30 protein-coding genes and 1 tRNA gene are annotated in these 16,504 nt (G+C 60.4%); all 31 read left to right on the forward strand.

Translation table 11 applies throughout. The features are described from left to right. Positions 1-23: 23 nt before the first annotated feature. Positions 24-224, forward strand: coding sequence for a TraR/DksA C4-type zinc finger protein (locus tag G4G71_RS11035; RefSeq protein WP_169937579.1), 201 nt, complete (start codon positions 24-26; stop codon positions 222-224). After that, a complete protein-coding gene (locus G4G71_RS11040; protein ID WP_169937581.1) occupies positions 217-618 on the forward strand; it encodes a recombination protein NinB in 402 nt (133 codons plus the stop codon). Before G4G71_RS11035 ends, G4G71_RS11040 begins: the two co-directional genes overlap by 8 nt. Then, positions 615-1,013, forward strand: a complete 399-nt coding sequence (locus G4G71_RS11045) for a hypothetical protein (protein WP_169937583.1) — start codon at positions 615-617, stop codon at positions 1,011-1,013. The genes G4G71_RS11040 and G4G71_RS11045 overlap by 4 nt, the downstream gene beginning before the upstream one ends. Next, a complete protein-coding gene (locus G4G71_RS11050) occupies positions 1,010-1,318 on the forward strand; it encodes a hypothetical protein (RefSeq protein ID WP_169937585.1) in 309 nt (102 codons plus the stop codon). Before G4G71_RS11045 ends, G4G71_RS11050 begins: the two co-directional genes overlap by 4 nt. Then, on the forward strand, positions 1,315-1,638 hold the full coding sequence (locus G4G71_RS11055; RefSeq protein WP_169937587.1) for a hypothetical protein: 324 nt from the start codon (positions 1,315-1,317) through the stop codon (positions 1,636-1,638). The genes G4G71_RS11050 and G4G71_RS11055 overlap by 4 nt, the downstream gene beginning before the upstream one ends. After that, the gene (locus tag G4G71_RS11060; protein WP_169937589.1) at positions 1,635-1,904 is read left to right on the forward strand and encodes a hypothetical protein; all 270 of its coding nucleotides are present in this window, start codon (positions 1,635-1,637) and stop codon (positions 1,902-1,904) included. Before G4G71_RS11055 ends, G4G71_RS11060 begins: the two co-directional genes overlap by 4 nt. Continuing rightward, a complete protein-coding gene (locus G4G71_RS11065) occupies positions 1,901-2,107 on the forward strand; it encodes a hypothetical protein (RefSeq protein WP_169937591.1) in 207 nt (68 codons plus the stop codon). Before G4G71_RS11060 ends, G4G71_RS11065 begins: the two co-directional genes overlap by 4 nt. Then, on the forward strand, positions 2,104-2,568 hold the full coding sequence (locus tag G4G71_RS11070; RefSeq protein ID WP_169937593.1) for a RuvC family protein: 465 nt from the start codon (positions 2,104-2,106) through the stop codon (positions 2,566-2,568). The genes G4G71_RS11065 and G4G71_RS11070 overlap by 4 nt, the downstream gene beginning before the upstream one ends. Continuing rightward, the gene (locus G4G71_RS11075) at positions 2,565-2,858 is read left to right on the forward strand and encodes a hypothetical protein (RefSeq protein ID WP_169937595.1); all 294 of its coding nucleotides are present in this window, start codon (positions 2,565-2,567) and stop codon (positions 2,856-2,858) included. The genes G4G71_RS11070 and G4G71_RS11075 overlap by 4 nt, the downstream gene beginning before the upstream one ends. Further along, entirely contained in the window at positions 2,855-3,340 is a 486-nt protein-coding gene (locus tag G4G71_RS11080; protein ID WP_205896262.1) for a dATP/dGTP diphosphohydrolase domain-containing protein, read from the forward strand. The genes G4G71_RS11075 and G4G71_RS11080 overlap by 4 nt, the downstream gene beginning before the upstream one ends. Beyond that, positions 3,340-4,476 (forward strand): oxidoreductase, encoded by a 1,137-nt coding sequence (locus G4G71_RS11085; RefSeq protein WP_169937597.1) that lies wholly within the window; start codon positions 3,340-3,342, stop codon positions 4,474-4,476. The genes G4G71_RS11080 and G4G71_RS11085 overlap by 1 nt, the downstream gene beginning before the upstream one ends. Then, on the forward strand, positions 4,473-5,042 hold the full coding sequence (locus tag G4G71_RS11090; RefSeq protein ID WP_169937599.1) for a hypothetical protein: 570 nt from the start codon (positions 4,473-4,475) through the stop codon (positions 5,040-5,042). Before G4G71_RS11085 ends, G4G71_RS11090 begins: the two co-directional genes overlap by 4 nt. Positions 5,043-5,405: 363 nt before the next feature. Further along, positions 5,406-5,582 (forward strand): hypothetical protein, encoded by a 177-nt coding sequence (locus G4G71_RS11095; RefSeq protein ID WP_169937601.1) that lies wholly within the window; start codon positions 5,406-5,408, stop codon positions 5,580-5,582. A 64-nt stretch (positions 5,583-5,646) separates the two neighbouring features. Then, positions 5,647-5,722, forward strand: a tRNA-Thr gene (locus tag G4G71_RS11100). 45 nt (positions 5,723-5,767) lie between these two features. Beyond that, the gene (locus G4G71_RS11105; protein WP_169937603.1) at positions 5,768-6,169 is read left to right on the forward strand and encodes a hypothetical protein; all 402 of its coding nucleotides are present in this window, start codon (positions 5,768-5,770) and stop codon (positions 6,167-6,169) included. Continuing rightward, a complete protein-coding gene (locus G4G71_RS11110) occupies positions 6,166-6,327 on the forward strand; it encodes a hypothetical protein (RefSeq protein WP_169937605.1) in 162 nt (53 codons plus the stop codon). The genes G4G71_RS11105 and G4G71_RS11110 overlap by 4 nt, the downstream gene beginning before the upstream one ends. Further along, a complete protein-coding gene (locus G4G71_RS11115; protein ID WP_169937607.1) occupies positions 6,327-6,527 on the forward strand; it encodes a hypothetical protein in 201 nt (66 codons plus the stop codon). Before G4G71_RS11110 ends, G4G71_RS11115 begins: the two co-directional genes overlap by 1 nt. A gap of 12 nt (positions 6,528-6,539) precedes the next feature. Next, complete coding sequence (locus G4G71_RS11120) at positions 6,540-7,163, forward strand: putative metallopeptidase (RefSeq protein ID WP_169937609.1); 624 nt, start codon at positions 6,540-6,542, stop codon at positions 7,161-7,163. 31 nt (positions 7,164-7,194) lie between these two features. Continuing rightward, positions 7,195-7,656 (forward strand): DUF2280 domain-containing protein, encoded by a 462-nt coding sequence (locus G4G71_RS11125; protein ID WP_169937612.1) that lies wholly within the window; start codon positions 7,195-7,197, stop codon positions 7,654-7,656. Next, positions 7,643-8,938, forward strand: coding sequence for a terminase large subunit domain-containing protein (locus G4G71_RS11130; RefSeq protein ID WP_169937614.1), 1,296 nt, complete (start codon positions 7,643-7,645; stop codon positions 8,936-8,938). Before G4G71_RS11125 ends, G4G71_RS11130 begins: the two co-directional genes overlap by 14 nt. Before the next feature lie 4 nt (positions 8,939-8,942). Then, positions 8,943-10,337, forward strand: coding sequence for a DUF4055 domain-containing protein (locus G4G71_RS11135; protein ID WP_169937616.1), 1,395 nt, complete (start codon positions 8,943-8,945; stop codon positions 10,335-10,337). Further along, complete coding sequence (locus G4G71_RS11140; RefSeq protein ID WP_169937618.1) at positions 10,324-11,412, forward strand: phage head morphogenesis protein; 1,089 nt, start codon at positions 10,324-10,326, stop codon at positions 11,410-11,412. The genes G4G71_RS11135 and G4G71_RS11140 overlap by 14 nt, the downstream gene beginning before the upstream one ends. Before the next feature lie 9 nt (positions 11,413-11,421). Further along, positions 11,422-11,670, forward strand: a complete 249-nt coding sequence (locus G4G71_RS11145; RefSeq protein ID WP_169937620.1) for a hypothetical protein — start codon at positions 11,422-11,424, stop codon at positions 11,668-11,670. Then, positions 11,667-11,930, forward strand: coding sequence for a phiTE_015 family protein (locus G4G71_RS11150; RefSeq protein ID WP_169937622.1), 264 nt, complete (start codon positions 11,667-11,669; stop codon positions 11,928-11,930). Before G4G71_RS11145 ends, G4G71_RS11150 begins: the two co-directional genes overlap by 4 nt. 114 nt (positions 11,931-12,044) lie before the next feature. After that, positions 12,045-12,803 carry a hypothetical protein gene (locus tag G4G71_RS11155; protein ID WP_169937624.1) on the forward strand — a complete coding sequence of 253 codons (759 nt, stop codon included), beginning with the start codon at positions 12,045-12,047 and terminating at the stop codon, positions 12,801-12,803. A 19-nt stretch (positions 12,804-12,822) separates the two neighbouring features. Then, a complete protein-coding gene (locus G4G71_RS11160) occupies positions 12,823-13,815 on the forward strand; it encodes a major capsid protein (RefSeq protein WP_169937626.1) in 993 nt (330 codons plus the stop codon). A gap of 44 nt (positions 13,816-13,859) precedes the next feature. Next, positions 13,860-14,807, forward strand: a complete 948-nt coding sequence (locus G4G71_RS11165) for a hypothetical protein (protein ID WP_169937628.1) — start codon at positions 13,860-13,862, stop codon at positions 14,805-14,807. Between the two features lie 2 nt (positions 14,808-14,809). Further along, complete coding sequence (locus tag G4G71_RS11170; RefSeq protein ID WP_169937630.1) at positions 14,810-15,307, forward strand: DnaT-like ssDNA-binding protein; 498 nt, start codon at positions 14,810-14,812, stop codon at positions 15,305-15,307. Next, positions 15,304-15,684: a hypothetical protein gene (locus G4G71_RS11175; RefSeq protein ID WP_169937633.1), complete on the forward strand. Its 381-nt coding sequence runs from the start codon at positions 15,304-15,306 to the stop codon at positions 15,682-15,684. Before G4G71_RS11170 ends, G4G71_RS11175 begins: the two co-directional genes overlap by 4 nt. Next, positions 15,684-16,079 (forward strand): HK97 gp10 family phage protein, encoded by a 396-nt coding sequence (locus G4G71_RS11180; RefSeq protein ID WP_169937635.1) that lies wholly within the window; start codon positions 15,684-15,686, stop codon positions 16,077-16,079. The genes G4G71_RS11175 and G4G71_RS11180 overlap by 1 nt, the downstream gene beginning before the upstream one ends. Before the next feature lie 3 nt (positions 16,080-16,082). Continuing rightward, positions 16,083-16,502, forward strand: coding sequence for a phage tail terminator-like protein (locus G4G71_RS11185; protein WP_169937637.1), 420 nt, complete (start codon positions 16,083-16,085; stop codon positions 16,500-16,502). The last annotated feature ends 2 nt before the right edge of the window (positions 16,503-16,504 follow it).

Raw genomic sequence — 16,504 nt, forward strand, 5'->3', positions numbered from 1 at the left:
CGCAGTCATAGGAGTTGCCTGATATGGACATCGTCGATCTTGCCAACGACTACGCCGAGCAGGAGCTAGCAGACCGCTTGTTTGGCCGCGTGCAGTACATCGGCAACAGCGCTACTCACTGCGAGGACTGCGACTGTGAGATTCCGCTTCTGCGACGTGAGGCTGTGCCGGGTGTGACGCGCTGCATCGATTGTGCGGAGCTGGAGGAGAAGCGTCATGGCTAATCCCTCGTTCCCCATCCGCACCGAGCAGGACCGTGCCCGCGCTATCGCCATCTTGCAGCGCCTCGACCTGGGCGAAGGCAAGTCCTGGAGTCTGAAGGATGCTGCCCGCAGTGACGCTCAGAACCGACGTCTCTGGGCCATGCTCCGCGACATCTCCCAGCAGGTCGAATGGTACGGCCGGAAGCTGGACAGCGAATCGTGGAAGCACATTTTCAGCGCCGCAGTTCAGCAGCAGGACGCAGTTCCCGGAATCAACGGAGGGTTCGTCGTCCTCGGCGTCTCGACCAGCAAGCAGTCGAAGAAGTGGTTTAACGACATCTTCCTCGTCATGGAGTCCTTCGCAGCCGAGCACGGCGTGAAGTTTACCACTCGCGATTACTGGGAGGCCGCATGAGAGTCGGTCATGAGGCTCCAGTAAATGGCACCGCAGCCAAAGTCATCAAGAAGGGCGAGCACTTCGACTCACGCAAGAAGTACGGGGCGGTCTGCATCGATCTTCCCCTGCAGGTGCGGGCGCCGACCGAGGGCGAGATGGCTACCTCTGGGTTCATTGACCTGCGCGGCGTGAAGTTCGGCAGGTTTACTGTCCTCGGTATGTCGGCTAAGAAGGCCGCCCGCTGGGTTGTTCGCTGCGATTGTGGGAATTGGTCGCTGCGTACCTCGCGCTCAATCAAGAACCCGAGTAACGACGAAGACTGCTGTGAAGAGTGCCGCCATCTTCTTTTCCTGAAGCGTGAGGAAATCAAGAGGCGTACTGGCAAGTGGGCAGATTGGAGCGAAATCGCATGATCCTCTCCCAGCGCTCCCAACCCTACCGCTCCCGCAAATGGCTCGCAGCTGTCCACCAGATCGAATGCTGCATGCTGTGCGGTAAGTACGGCGTGCAAGCAGCACACCTCAACGAAGGAAAAGGCATGAGTCAGAAGACGGATGACTGTCTCTGCGCAGCACTGTGCCCGGAATGTCACTACGAGTTGGATAACGGCACCAAGTACACCCGTGAAGAGCGCCGCGAGGTTCTGCGCAAGGCTTCTTTGGACACCATCGCCCAGCTCGCGCGCATGGGCCTGATCGATGCGAAGGAGGGGGTATGAAAACAGTTATGACGACCATCTTTAGCGTGGCTTTGAGCTCGCTAGTTCTCTTCGGCCAGGGCCCATGGCATCTATTCGCGTTCTATGTGGTGTCCACGCTGACGGTTCTGTGCTGGGTTGCTGTGCTAGCCCTCGGTATCGACAAGGCGGTCACGGGCGATACGGGTAAGAACGTGTGGATCAGCATCCCATGCACTGCTTACCAACTCTATGCACTGGTTTCCACTGGCCATCAGGTGGTCGCAGCAGCTTCATGCATAGCCTCGCTTTTGATTCTGCTTCAGGTGTTTAGCCAGAAGGCCAAGGAGAAGCACGCATGAGCAACATCCGCCAAGTCCAGTGGAACGAAGGAGCACCCAAGCAATTGGAGCCAGGCATGGTCATCCGTTCTGCGGTGTATGAGGGGATTTTCCTGATCGGAACCGTCGACGCGGCGGGAGAAAGCTCTCTAACCACGCCGTGGACAAGGAAGGAGCTTGATGAAGAGCAGCGCTCAAACGTGATCGCTTGGGCCTGGCTCATCCAGCCCCACGAACTCAACTGGCTCGAAGACATGGCATCTCGGAAAACGAGGACGCAGGAATGAGCATAACCAAGCTTCCAGTTCGCTCCGACAAGTACGACCGCCTGGTAGTGGTTGCAGAAGACCTCGGCGAGTCGATCCACAAGGCTATCGATGAAGCCCGCGCCGCTGGACTCAATCCGGTCTGGGTGATCGGCGTCCTTGAGTCTGCCAAGTATGAGGCCCTGATGGGGACCATGGGGTTCGAACCGGGGGAGCCTGCATGATCATTGGTATCGACCCAGGCTGCAGCGGGGCAATCGTTGTGCTCACCGAGAGCCTGAACCATGTGGCCAGCCTCAACATGCCTACCGTCAAGGTTGGCACCAAGAGCCGCGTAAACGGTGCCGCAATAGCCGCGTTCCTGCGCGAGAAGGTGGGAGAGTTCGTCTCGCACGCTTACTTGGAGCAGGTTGGAGCGATGCCAGGGCAGGGCGTCTCATCCATGTTCACCTTCGGCCATGCGGCAGGCGTTGTGGAAGGCATCCTCCAAGGCCTAAGCATTCCTTATTCGTTGGTCACGCCGCAGGCATGGAAGAAACGCGCCGGCCTGATCGGCATGGATAAGGACGCTGCGAGGAGTCGCGCAATCCAGCTCTATCCGAATCTGCGGGACCTGGACACCAAATGCCGCGGGCAAGCAATCGCAGATGCGTTGTTGATCGCGCGGTTCGGAGAGAAGTCATGACGGCAGAGATGCAGGGTGTCCTGATCTTCACCTCGGCCTTTGCTCAGGTGTTCCTGCTCGGCCTGAACAGCAAGCTCCTTCGTGACGACAAGATCGCCGCTGGATTTGTGGTGTCCTGGATGATCACGCTCGCGCAGTTCGGCTACATCTGGGCCGTCGCGCATTCGCGGATAGATACCGTGCCTTTCCTGGTTATCTCCGGCTTCGGTGGATCGATTGGGATCACGTCCGCGCAGTACTTCTACCGCTGGTACGACAAGACCTTTCATCGCAAAGGGGAGAGCGCATGAGCGACGTCAAGCTGACCAACCCAAAAGACCTCATCGGTAGCGGAAAGCTGCCTCTCCATTTGTGGCCGACTACCGCAACTGCTATGGGCTGCATCGGCCTGCTAGAGGGAATGCTGAAGTACGGGCGAAGCAACTGGCGGGAGGCTGGCGTTCGGGCATCAATCTACGTCGACGCCTGCAAGCGTCACCTTGATGCCTGGTTCGAAGGGGAGGAGTGTGCGCCAGACAGCGGCTCGCCACACCTTGCCAACGCTCTGGCCTGCCTTGCAATCCTCGTGGACGCCAAAGCGGCCGGGAAGCTGATGGATGACCGCCAATACAACGGCGCCGGCTACCGGGAGCTGGTGGAAAGCTTGACGCCACAAGTGGCGCACCTGAAAGGCCTGTTCGCAGACAAGTCGCCTCGCCACTTCACCATCGCGGACAACCTCCCGCCGCACGACTCCCTTCAAGACCGAGTGACCAGACAGGAGCAAGCCTAATGGCCGCGCGCATCATCAGCGATAACGAACTGATCGAAGCTGTTCGCACGATGACCAACGCAAAGATCGCTAAGAAGTTCGGCATCAGTGTGCGTCAGGTTGAGCGCCGTCGTGCTGCTCTGGTGCGCAAGGGCTGGAGCCCTGAACACGACATGGTTCACACCGTGCCGGATGGCTACAAGGTCAAAGGGGTCAGCACCTACTACAACAAGGACGGTGCGGCGGCGGGGCAATGGGTGAAGTCCAGCATCGACGAAGATCGCCAGCGCGAGCTGTTCGAGGCATCTTGCCATGCTGCGGTGAAAGACCTTCCGGTAGTGGTGCCGCGAAAAGCTAAGGGTGAATACATCGACCACCTGCTGACCACATACCCCATAGGCGATCCCCATTTTGGTGAGTACATCTGGGGCGAGGAATGCGGCAAGGACTGGGATCTGGATATCGCCGAGCGTGTCCATTGTGGTGCCATGGCTGCACTGGTGGAATCTGCGCCGGCTACCCGCCAGGCGCTGATCATCAATCTTGGGGATGCAGCGCACTATGACTCGATGATCGCCGTCACCCCCCGGTCAGGCCATCACCTGGACGCCGATAGCCGCTACGCCAAGATGGTCGATGTGCTTATCCTCGCCATGCGCCAGGTAGTCGAATCGGCTCTGGATAAGCACGAGAGCGTCCATCTGGTCCACGTCATCGGCAACCATGACGAGACTGGAGCTGTATGGCTAAGCCGTCTATTCGCCCACCTCTACAGCAAAGAGCCTCGTGTCACCGTTGAAACCTCTCCCAGCGTCTTTAGCTACTACCGCTGGGGTAAGACCCTGATCGGCATGCATCACGGCCACACCAGCAAGGCGGACAAGCTGCCTGGAATCATGGCAACCGACCGAGCTCAAGAGTGGGGCGAAACCCGCCACCGCTACTGGTACACAGGTCATATCCACCATGAGAGCAAGAAGGAATACCCAGGCTGCGTGGTCGAGTCGTTCAACACGCTCGCCCCAGGCGACAGTTACGCACACTCAGGCGGCTGGCGTTCCCGGCAGAACATGAAGTGCATCGTGCTCCACAAGGAACACGGTGAAGTAGCGCGCCACACGGTGAATCCGGACATGTTGAAAGGGGAAGCAGCATGATCTATCGCGACGCAGAGCACGCCATTGCACGCATCATGAGCATCGAGACCATCGACGGCACGCAGAAGGCCGACTGGCAGCGCCGGTACGAGGCCGGATATCAGGAAGAGCCGCCTGCCGCTAATCCTTGCCCACTGACTGCATCTGAGCGCCTTGCTCAGGACGCCATGACTCGCGCCATGCTGCACCGTGAGCTGAAGCCTGAGCACTGGAGCGTGTTGGTTGCGAAGTACAGCATCAACGATCGTGAAGTTGCAGACTCTGTCCGCTGGCTCGCGCCGCGCGCTGTCACCCCTGCACACCACCTGTTCCGCATGAAGTGTGTCACGGCCTGGGCTATCCCACCGAAGCGTGGCGTGAAGGATGGCGTGAAGACGTCGCGTTACGGGCTGCCGGAGAAGTTCTATGAGATCCACACATGGGACACCGACGGAACGCCAGAAGGAACCCTGCGCCGCTGGAAGTCGATCACCAGGAAATGGCTGGAGGACCAGGTGACTGAGGCGATCAAGGCCGCAGCTCCTCTATTGAGCCAGGACCAGCTTCTGTTCGATGAGGCTGCGTGATGAATCATGATCCTTGGTTCGAATATGACTGTCCGAATTCGTTGATCGATTTCGACGTATGTCCGCCACCGAAACTTGGCGAAAGCATCTACTGCTCTGGTTGCGGTAAGGAGCACTTAGTTACTCGCGAGCTCGGTACTTGGTATGCATACGACGAGGACGGCAACATGATCGAAGTCGATCCGATGTAGTCATATTGACAACGAGCGAACAAGCGAGCAGAATTCTTCCCATGCTGCGGTAATTGCGAACTGAGATGCGTATCTCACAAATTCGCTTAAATTAGGCCAAATCTGGTCATATCTCCGCAGTCAAGAAATCCTAACCCGACCACTGGTCGGGTTTTTTATTTCTGGAGTCTCGATGGACCTGGACCTTCGCATCTCGCGCTGGATTCTCGAAGCGCAGCGAAGGGGAGTCCGTCTTGAGCGAATCCTTATCCATCCCGACGACTACCCATACGCCAGGAAGCACATGCGCTTTCTGCCGATGCAGGTAATCGGCAACAAAGTTCCGGTTATCGAGCCAGAAGAGCTCTAACCAGCACTTTAAGTCTTGTTGCGCTCCCCAGCGCTGCCGGCCCTCCGTCCGGCGTTTTCTTCAAGCCGCTATAGCTCAGCCGGTAGAGCAGCCGACTTGTAATCGGCAGGTCCCGGGTTCGATGCCTGGTGGCGGCACCATTCTCCCGCAGTGCCCGACCGGCGATGGTCGCAGGAACTCTCCCTATGAGGCTGAACGACATGACAGAGCCGGCCACTACTGCCGCTGGCGGGATTGCGCTGTACAAGCTCGGCGCGTTCGGCTGCATGGCAGCTCTGGCCGCTGTGGTGGTTATGGCGCTCACCATCCCGAAGACGGTGAAAGAATTCGTCGTTTCGCTGATCTGCACCCTGGTGGGTTCGATTGGCGGAGGCGCTGCACTGATCAAGGCCTTCGGGCTGATGGCATGGGCTGATGATGTTTTCGGCCTTTGCGCACTGCTCGGGATGGTCTTCGCCTGTGGTCTGCCCGGCTGGGTGCTAGTCCGCGGCTTCTTCGCCTATGCCGAATACCGGAAGGGCGGCAAGAACTTCATCCAGATGGTTGGCGACCTGATCACGGTGGCCAAGACGGCGCTGCTGAAATGAACTGGATCATCCTCGCCCTCTGCCTCGCCGGCCTCTTTCTCTACATCGGCTCGCACAGGACGGATGACGTGATCGTCGCCTATGTCCGGTTCTTCACTGGAATTGCGCTGTTCCTGATGGGGCTGGGTGCCTGGCTGATCAAGTGGTGGGTGAGCTGATGGAAAAGGTGAGTCGCATCTACTCCTCGAAGCCAGTGAGCCAAGAGACTGAATGCACCCTTGTCACCTTCTCCGAGGAGATCGCTGCAGCTGTCCAGAAGGCCAAGGATGCGGGAATCCTCCAGGGCTTCCTCGTCTCCATTCTTGCAGGCCACTTCGTACAGGAAACCAACGTCCTCAACGGCATGGCTGCTGAGTAACGGCAATGAACTATGGCGCGACCACTCCCGCCTGAGACCATCGGCCAGTTTTCCGAAGGCGCTGATTGGGCTGATGCCTTCATTCCTGCTCCTGAGGTAATGGAGTGGGCGATGAACACCTTCGTGCTGGAAGGCGGGAAGCTTCGTAACGAGGATCACGCTCACCTTGAGGATGCTCCGATTGCCTTTCTCTGGGCTGCATCTGGATTCGAAAAGCAAGGGCGCCTCGTGCTTGGCCAGTGTGAGGAAGTCACCTTCCGCTGCAGTGCATGGCAGAAGGGCAGGCAGGAGCAGCAGATGCTCCAGTGGTTCGGTTATCTCCCGAGCTTCCTGATTACTCTGGCTGCCGATTACTGCGCAGAGTGCTCAGACGCTGAGTTCTGCGCCCTGATCGAGCATGAGCTTTACCACATGGCACAGAAGCTTAATGCCGACGGTGAGCCGCAGTTCACCGATGAAGGCCAGCCAAAGCTCAAGCTTCGCGGCCATGACGTCGAGGAGTTCGTCGGCGTGGTCCGTCGATATGGCGCCAGTGAAGGGGTTAAGGCCCTGGTAGAGGCGGCAAACAACCCGCCCGAGGTGGCGAAGATCAACATCGCGAGGGCCTGCGGAACCTGTCTACTGAAGTCGGCCTGATATTTGACAGGCACTAGACGGATTCGAATCTATGGCAGCGCTCAAAGATGAGGTGAAAGCCTTCATCGTTCAGGCTCTGGCCTGTTTCGATACGCCGTCTCAGGTGGTTCAGGCCGTCAAAGAAGAATTTGGTATCGAGATTAGCCGGCAACAGTGTGAGACGCACGACCCAACGAAGCGTGCTGGCTCAACATTGGCGGCAAAGTGGGTAACCCTGTTTCAAGACACTCGCAAGCGATTCCGCGAGGACACCTCAGAGATTCCGATTGCGAACCGAGCCTTCAGGTTGCGCACATTGGGCCGCCTCGCCGAGAAGGCAGAGAGCAGCAAGAACGCCAGGCTTACGTTGCAGATCCTGGAGCAGGCCGCGAAGGAAACAGGCGATATGTACGTGAACCGTCAGGCCAAGATTGATTCTGGCCCGGATGACGTACCGCCTGCTCGCGTGGAGGTCGAGATCGTCGACGCCAGGAAGCGCGATGCCGACGCTTAACGTACCTCAGGGAAAATTCCTGGCTCTGCCGCACAAGTTCAGGGCATTTGTCGCAGGGTTTGGCTCTGGTAAGACCTGGGTAGGCTCCGCTGGAATCTGCAAGCACGTGTGGGAGTGGCCTGGGATCAACTCAGGGTACTTCGCCCCGACTTACCCGCAGATCCGCGACATCTTCTTCCCGACCATCGAGGAAGTCGCCTTCGACTGGGGCCTAAAAGTCAAGACGAAGGAGAGCGATAAAGAGGTCGAGTTCTACGCTGGCGGGCGATACCGCAGCACGACCATTTGCCGATCCATGGAGAAGCCGCAGACCATCGTTGGGTTCAAGATCGGGCACGGCCTAGTCGATGAGCTCGATGTGCTGCCAGTGCTCAAGGCGCAGCATGCCTGGCGCAAGATCATCGCCCGGATGCGCTACAACGAGCACGGGCTGAGGAACGGGGTGGACGTCACCACGACGCCTGAGGGCTTCAAGTTCGTCCACCAGCAGTTCGTGAAACAGCTGCGCGAGAAGCCACACCTTACCGACCTGTACGGCCTGATCCAGGCCAGCACCTACGACAACGAACTGAACCTGCCGGAAGACTACATTCCGTCACTGATGGAGTCGTACCCGCCGCAGCTGATCCAGGCATATCTGGAAGGCCTGTTCGTCAACCTGACGTCTGGATCGGTGTACCACGCCTACAGTCGCACGCTGAATGGCTGCAACGACGTCCAGCAGCCAGGAGAGCCGCTGCACATCGGTATGGACTTCAACGTCGGCAAGATGTCCGCGGTCATCCATGTGAAGCGTGACGGCCTGCCGCGGGCCGTCGACGAGATCATGAAGGGCTACGACACGCCGGACATGATCCAGAAGATCAAGGAGCGCTACTGGCGCTTCGACGGCAACACCTACCAGAAGACCTGCGAGATCACGATCTTCCCGGACGCCTCAGGGGATTCACGCAAGTCAGTGAACGCCAGCACCACCGATATCGCATTGCTCAAGCAGGCAGGCTTCAGGGTGAAAGCGCCCGAGGCCAACCCGCCGGTCAAGGACCGGATCAATGCGATGAACGCGATGTTCCTCAACGCGGCCGGCGAGCGCCGCTACCTGGTGAACGAGGACCGTTGCCCGACCTATGCAGACTGCCTTGAGCAGCAGGTGTGGGGAGAGAACGGCGAGCCTGACAAGTCCCAGGGCGCAGACCACGCGAACGATGCGGGCGGCTACTTCATTCACAACCAGTTCCCGATAGTCCGGCGCCTTGCCACCTCCGAGCCTCTAAGGATGTAACTCAATGAGCGATGATCCGAGCATCGTCAGCGACGACGTGCAGAAGATGCGTGCCCATTGGGCCATCGTCAGCCCGCTGATGGGCGGGACCGGGGCGATGCGTGCTTCCGGTGAAGCGCTACTGCCGCGCTGGCCGGCGGAGGACTCCGAGGCGTACAAGTGCCGCCTGATGACGTCGACCTTGCTGCCGGCCTACTCGGAAACCGTGATGAACATGGGCAGCCGGGTGTTCGCCGAGCCGATCCACCTGATGGACGACGTGCCGGAACGGCTGAAAGGGTACTGGCAGGACATCGACCAGCAGGGCAACAGCGGCACCGTATTCGGCCGCGCCTGGTTCGAAGATGCCCTGGCCAAGGCAATCAGCTTCGTCTACGTCGACTATCCGCAGACTCCAGCGAGCGAGGCAGACGGCGAGACGATCGTCACCGAGGCGGACGTCATCACCACGGGCGCCCGGCCGTATGCGATCCACATCAGGCCTGAGCAGGTGCTGGGCTGGAAGGAATCCGGCGGTCAACTGCTGCAGTTCCGTTACCTGGAATGCGTTTACGAAGACCAGGGCGCCTTCGCTCAACAGGCTGTCGAGCAGGTCCGCGTTCTCGAGCCGGGCAAGTGGGCTATCTACCGCAACGACGGTAAAGACGCCTGGACGCTCTACGACGAAGGCGCATCCAGTCTCAGCTACGTCCCCATCGTGCCGTTCTACACCAAGCGGACCGGCTTCCTCACCGGCAAACCGCCGCTGATGGAACTGGCCTACCTGAACGTGAAGCACTGGCAGAGCCAGAGCGACCAGGACACGATCCTGCACTACGCCCGGGTGCCAATTCTGTTCGGCGCCGGCTTCGAGCAGGACCACGCCATCGTGATTGGCGGCGGCACGCTGGCCAAGAACGACAACCCGGATGCCAAACTGACCTACGTGGAGCACGGCGGAAAGGCCATCGAGGCCGGCCGAGACTCCCTGAAGGACATGATCGAGGAGATGCGCATCGCCGGCGCCAAGCTCCTCCGCTTGGAGAATGCCGCGCCGAAGACCGCCGAGCAGGCCCAGGAAGACGCTGCGATCGAGATGTCTCCGTTGCAGATGATGTCTGGGCAGTTCGAGGATGCTGTGGCCCAGATGCTTCAGATCATGGCGGACTACATCGGCGAGGCTGAAGGCGGTCATGTCCAGGCCCGCGGAAACTTCGAGATCGATTACGCGCCGGAAGCGACCATGCCGACCCTGCTCAGCATGGCAGCCCAGGGCAAGCTCTCCGACGAGACCTTGTTCGGCGAGTACCAGCGCCGCGGTGTGCTCTCCAGTGAACTGGACTGGGAGTCGGAGAAGGAGCGCATCGAGTCGCAAGGCCCAGCGCTGGGCATGATGGGAACCGGCGGTGGCAACGGTTAACGACAAGCTGGCCGACGCCGAGATTGCGCACGCGGTCAGCCTTCAGCGGTTCAGCAATGGCGTAGTTCAGCGGATGATCTCGCTGCTGAACCGGGTCGACAAAGACCTCTTCGGCCAGTTGATGGACGCGATCGAGCAGATGCCTCCTGGCAGCTTCACTGTGCAACGATTGGATCAACTGCTGCAGTCGGTGCAGAAGATCAACGCGCAGGCCTATCAGGCGCTCAGGAGGGAGCTGGATGCCGAGATGCAGGCCTTCGTCGCCTACGAGGCGGAGTACCAGCACAAGCTCTTCCTGAACACGATCCCGGAGCCTGTCCAGGTAGTGGTGCCGATCAACTCGGTTAACGCCCAGCAGGTCTACGCCGCGGCGATGTCCAGGCCATTCCAGGGCAAGCTGCTCTCGGAGTTCACCAAGGACCTCGAGGCAGATCGCATGACCCGCGTGCGGGATGCCATTCGCACGGGGTTTGTCGAAGGCGAGACGGTCGACCAGATGATCCGCCGGATTCGTGGTACTCGCACCGGCGGGTACGCAGACGGCCTGCTGGAGATCGATCGCCGGAACGCCGAAGCAATCGTCAGAACCTCGGTCAACCACCTGTCGAACTTCACCCGCCAGGCCTTCTACGCGGAGAACGACGACCTGGTGGAAGAATGGCAGTTCCTGGCCACGCTTGACGGCCGCACCACAATCACCTGCGCAAGCCTGTCGGGTAAGACCTTCCCGATCGGCAAAGGCCCGATGCCGCCGCGGCATATCAACTGCCGCAGCACCTCGACCCCGGTCATCAAGTCATGGGAAGAGCTGGGCCTCACCAAGGAGCAGATCGGGAAGGGCACCCAGGCCAGCATGGACGGGTACGTCGCCGACGATGTGAGCTACAGTGATTGGCTGCGAGACAAGCCAGCAGCATTCCAGGATGAGGTCCTTGGCCCGACCCGCGGAAAGCTGTTCCGCGACGGCAAGGTGGACATCGATAAGTTCACCAACGACAAGGGCAAGGTTTACAGCCTGGATGAGCTCAAGAAGCGCGACGAAGACCTCTTTGAGCGTGCGGGGATTACGGCGTAAGATCGCTGCATGACAGATAAATACCCCTTCAAGGTAATCGACGGAACGCCGCCACCGGACACGGAAAAGCAGCGCGTGATCGATCGTGTGAAGGCATCCAGGCCGAGTTATACCGTCAGCTGCCACCGATGCGGCTGCATTGAGGTCATCGAGACCAAGATCGGCGTCATGATCAAAAACGGCAAGCCCTCCGGAGGCACCAAGCAGCTGCTTTGCGCGCACTGCTTCATGAAGGGTGAGAGGGTGGTTCTGGCATGAGCGACGTGATTCGCGAGAAGTTTGAGGAATGGGCATCTGTCTTCTACGGCAGAGAGCCCGTTCGCGAGTACGACAACGGCGACGGTTATGAGAGCGAAACCCTGAGCATTGCTTGGGAAGGGTGGAAGGCTTCCAGGGCATCGACATCTGTCCAACTGCCAGAGCAGGAATGGTTCGGCAACGACGATGCGGGTGGATTTGCATACGACCCTGATGCGGTAATTGCGGCATTGAGTTCCGTCGGAGTGAAAATCGAGTAGCACGTACCTGAACACCAGAAGCCCGCCACTGAGCGGGCTTTTTCATTTCCAGCCTCGGCAATGCCGGGGCTTTTTTATGCGCCAAGGGCGCCAACAGTCCCAAGGGGATAACACATGTTCCAACTCAAGCAGCTGTTCATGCAGGAAGAAGGCGGCGAAGGCGGTAACGGTGGTGGCGGCCAAGGGCCAGAGATCACCCCGGAAATCCAGGCTCTGATCGATGCACAGGTAACTGCGGCAGTGGGCGGTCTCAAGACCAAGAACTCCGAACTCCTGGGCAAGCTGAAAGAGCAGGGCGACAAGCTGAAGACCTTCGACGGAATCGACCCCGAGGCCGTGAAATCCATCCTGCAGCGCTTCTCGGACGACGAAGAGGCCCAGCTCATCGCAGCGGGCAAGATCGACGAAGTCCTGAGCAAGCGCACTGAGCGCATGAAGTCCGGCTATGACCGCGATCTGCAGGCCGCTCGCGACGAGGCAACCCGTCACCAGTCCCGCACCGAGAAGTTCGCTTCCCGCGTGCTCAAGGGCGAGGTGATCGGCGCCGCCACCGACGCGGGCGTCCACAAGTTCGCCATGGAGGACGCCATGCTGGCTGCTTCGCGCGACTTCGAGCTGGACGATGAGGGCAACCCCATCGCCAAAGAAGGACGCTTCGGCAAAGACGGCAAGCCGCTGACCCTCAAGGAGTGGTTCGCGGAGATGAAAGAGACTCGCCCGCACTGGTTCCCTGCCAACGGCAGTGGCAGCGGCGCCGGCGGCACTGGTAGCGACGTTCGGCCGGGCACCCCGCGGTCCAAGATGACCGCCAAGCAGAAGGCCGAATACATCAGCAAAAACGGGAAAGACGCCTACCTGGCGCTTCCCGCCTAAGCCATTGGGAGAATGAATCATGGCCGCAGGCAAAGCTTCTGACTTCAAGGTCTATCAGGACCAGTTCCAGGCCGGCGTCATCGAGACCCTGACCCAGAACAGCAGCGCGTTCAACGCGGCCTCGGCCGGCGCGATCGCCCTGTCCACCCTCAGCCGCCGCGGTGACTACTCGCAACAGGCGTTCTTCAAGAACGTTGCGAACCTGATCACCCGTCGCGACACCACCAGCACCTCGGCCGCGACCATCCTCGGCATGACCCAGGACGAGTGGGTCAGCGTCAAGCTGAACCGCAAGATCGGCCCGGTCGACCAGACCAAGGACGCCTTCCGCAAGATCATGGCCGGCCTGGCCGAAGACGAGATGTCCTTCATCCTCGGCGAGCAGGCAGCCAAGGCCATGCAGGTGGAAATGCTCAACTCCGCCCTGCGTGCCGGCCGCGCCGCTCTGAACGCCCAGGCTTCGGTGAAGTACACCATCCCCACCAACGGCACCCTCGGAACCGCCGGCCTGGTCTCCGGCCTGTCGAAGTTCGGCGACGCTGGCAGCCAGATCGTGTGCTGGGTCATGCACTCCAAGGCCTACTACGACCTGGTGCAGAACCAGATCACCTCCAACATCGATGGCGTGTCGAACTTCAACGTGGCCACCGGTACCCCGGTAACCCTGAACCGCCCGGTTCTGGTGACCGACTCCGACGCGCTGCTCGTGAACTCCGGCTCCGGTTCCACCGCTGTGACCGATTACTACACCCTCGGCCTCACCGCCGGCGGTCTGATCGTCGAGAACACCGAGGAAGAGGAACTGGTCATCGAGAACGTGACCGGCAACGAGAACCTGATCACCCGCCTGCAGGGTGAGTTCGCCTACAACCTGGGCGTCCGCGGCTTCAAGTGGGACATCGCCAACGGCGCTGCCAACCCCACCGACACCGCTCTGGGTACCGGTACCAACTGGGACCCGAACCGCGATTCCTTCAAGGACTTCGCGGGCGTGGTCATCCAGAGCCGCTAAGGCCAGAAGCCCCTCTTCGGAGGGGCTTTCTTTTGGAGGTTGCAATGAAGATCGGTATCTACGCGCGGGACCACCAGGTTGCCGCTGTGGCCATGAAGCATGGCTTCGAACTGCAGGGCCAGCGCGCACTGTTCCGCTCCCTGCCGGACTACGGACATGGCTGCATCGAGGACTTCGACCTCGTTGTGATCGTCGGCCTGCGCGGCAAGGGCGCTGATGCGCTGCGTGACTACCAGGAGCGCGACGTGCCGGTCCTTGTCATCGACTACGGCTACCTGAGCCGCGCCACTGCTGACGATGCCGAAGGCTATTGGCAGGTCGGCCTTGGCGGCCTGAACAAGATCCCCGAATTCGAATGCCCGACCGACCGTTTCGAGGCGCTTGGGCTGGATATCCAGAAGCCCGTGAAGGGCGACGGGCCGGTAATTCTCTGCGGCCAGGTCATCGGCGATGCGGCCCACCAGTTCGACACCGAAGCGAAGCTGGAGGCTTGGGCAGAAACCGTCGAGCATGACGAGTTCCGTGCTCATCCCGCTGCTGGCGGCGATGCTGAACCACTGGGAGACGTTCTGGCCCGTGCCGGCAAGATCGTCACATGGAACAGCAACATCGGCCACGATGCATTGCTCGCAGGCGTTCCTGTCGAAGCCCACGGCCCGGCGCCCTATGCCGGCGTTGAGCTGAAGGACCGTGAGGCCTATTTCGCCCGCGTCGCTTACGGCCAATGGACGGTACCTGAGATGGAGGAGGGCCTTGCTGCCGCCTTCGTGCTCGAGAAGCTGCTCGGCCAGCCTGCCGTGGTTGCTCAGGCTGAAGTGGTCACGAACACTCTGACCGAGACCGAGACCGAGACCGAGACCGAGACCGAGCAGACTCTGACTGTGGTCCAGAAGGGCCGCGGCAACTACTCAGTCGTTCGCGCTGATGGCTCTGTCGTCGCTGAAGGCCTTAAGAAGGCTGCCGCTGACGCTCTGGCAAAAGGTAAGGCCTGATCATGGCGCTCGTCATTGAGACTGGCGCCGGCCTGCCCGATGCCGACTCCTTCGTCACCGTGGATGAGCTGGTGCAGTTCGCCAGCGACTACGGTTGGACGATCCCGGGTGACACCACTGCGCGTGAGGCGATCCTTCGCCGCGCCGGCGTTGCCATGTGGGCTATGGAATGGGTTGGCACCCAGCTTCATGACGAGCAGGGCCTTCCATGGCCGCGCTACTACACCGTCCGCCGTGGCTTTATGGCGGATGGCTCATCGCTGCCTCGCAACATCAAGATGGGGCAGATGGCGCTGGCCTGTGAAATTCACCAGGACGATATCGACCCGCCAGAAGCTCGCACCGGAGCCGTCACCGAGGAGCGCGTGGAGGGCGCCGTCGACGTCAAGTACGGCGCCATCAGCGGGTACAAGGCGAAGGCCGCCGCTGGGCGTCAGTCCGATGGCTTCTTCGCCAGGTACACCTTCGGTCCCTACAACGGCCGCCTGGTGCGTGCATGAGTGCCTTCTACGACCGAATGGCTGCGACGGCCCTGCGCCTGATCAGCCGGTTCGGCTCTGAACAGACGTTGCGCGACATCACTCCGGGGACCTATGACCCGGTGAGCGGTGAAACAACCGGCGATACACCGATCAGCCAGCCGGCACAGCTTCTGCTGCTCGATTACACACTGCAGGAGTCTGGCCAGCAGTACGCGGAAGGCTCCGAGATTCGCCAGGGCGACAAGAAGATCATCATCGCCGCCAAGGGACTGACCTGGGCGCCGGCGCTTACCACCCGCATCGACGTCGACGGCGTGCTCTGGCAGGTCGTTAACGTGAAAGAAGCGAACCCAGCCGGAACTCCGCTCGTTTACTTCTGCCAGGGGCGAAAGTGATGAGCTTCACCAGCGACATGGACAGCGCAGTCCGGAAGATCATCGACGCCCAGGACAAGATTGCTCGGGCTGCGACCATCGACTTCTTCAGCGGCACCGTGAAGGACACGCCGGTCGACACAGGCCGGGCCCGCGGCAATTGGGTGACCACTGCCGACAAACCTGCTCAGGGCGAGATAAACCGAGAGGACAAGTCAGGATCGGCTGTCATTTCGGAGATCGTCGCCAAGACGCCGGAAGGGGCAGGGCAGGAGACCTTCATGTCGAACTCGCTCCCCTACATCGACAAGCTCGAGTACGGCAGTAGCAAGCAAGCCCCGAACGGCATGGTGCGCCGCAATCTGGCACGCGTGCAGCGCATCGTCGACCAGGCAATCGCCAAGTTCAGAGTCTGACCAATGTCCGAAATCAAGATCAACGCCGCCCTGGTCGCAGGGCTGACGGCGACGGCGCTCGGAATCCCGACTGCCAGCGAGGGGAAGGACTTCTCGAAGCCGGCAGTAACCCTGCCATGGGCGGCCTGGTTCAACCTGCCGGCCAGCACCGACCCTTCGAGCCTTGGCGCCGGAGGCATGGACGAGACAGTCGGCGTCTTCCAGGTTGACCTGAACTATCCGATGAACGACGGCACCGTGAACATCCTTGCCGCCGTGCAGAAGCTGCGCGACTACTTCGTCGCCGGGCGCCGCCTGGTTTACCAGACCCAATGCGTCCACATCGAGCGCGTCACCCGAAACAACCTCCGGCCTGTCGACGGCTGGCAGCAGATCAACGTCTCCATCTACTACAGCGCCAACACCATCCGTCCGGAGGTATAAAC

The organism is Pseudomonas multiresinivorans (assembly GCF_012971725.1).
GTDB lineage: Bacteria > Pseudomonadota > Gammaproteobacteria > Pseudomonadales > Pseudomonadaceae > Pseudomonas > Pseudomonas multiresinivorans.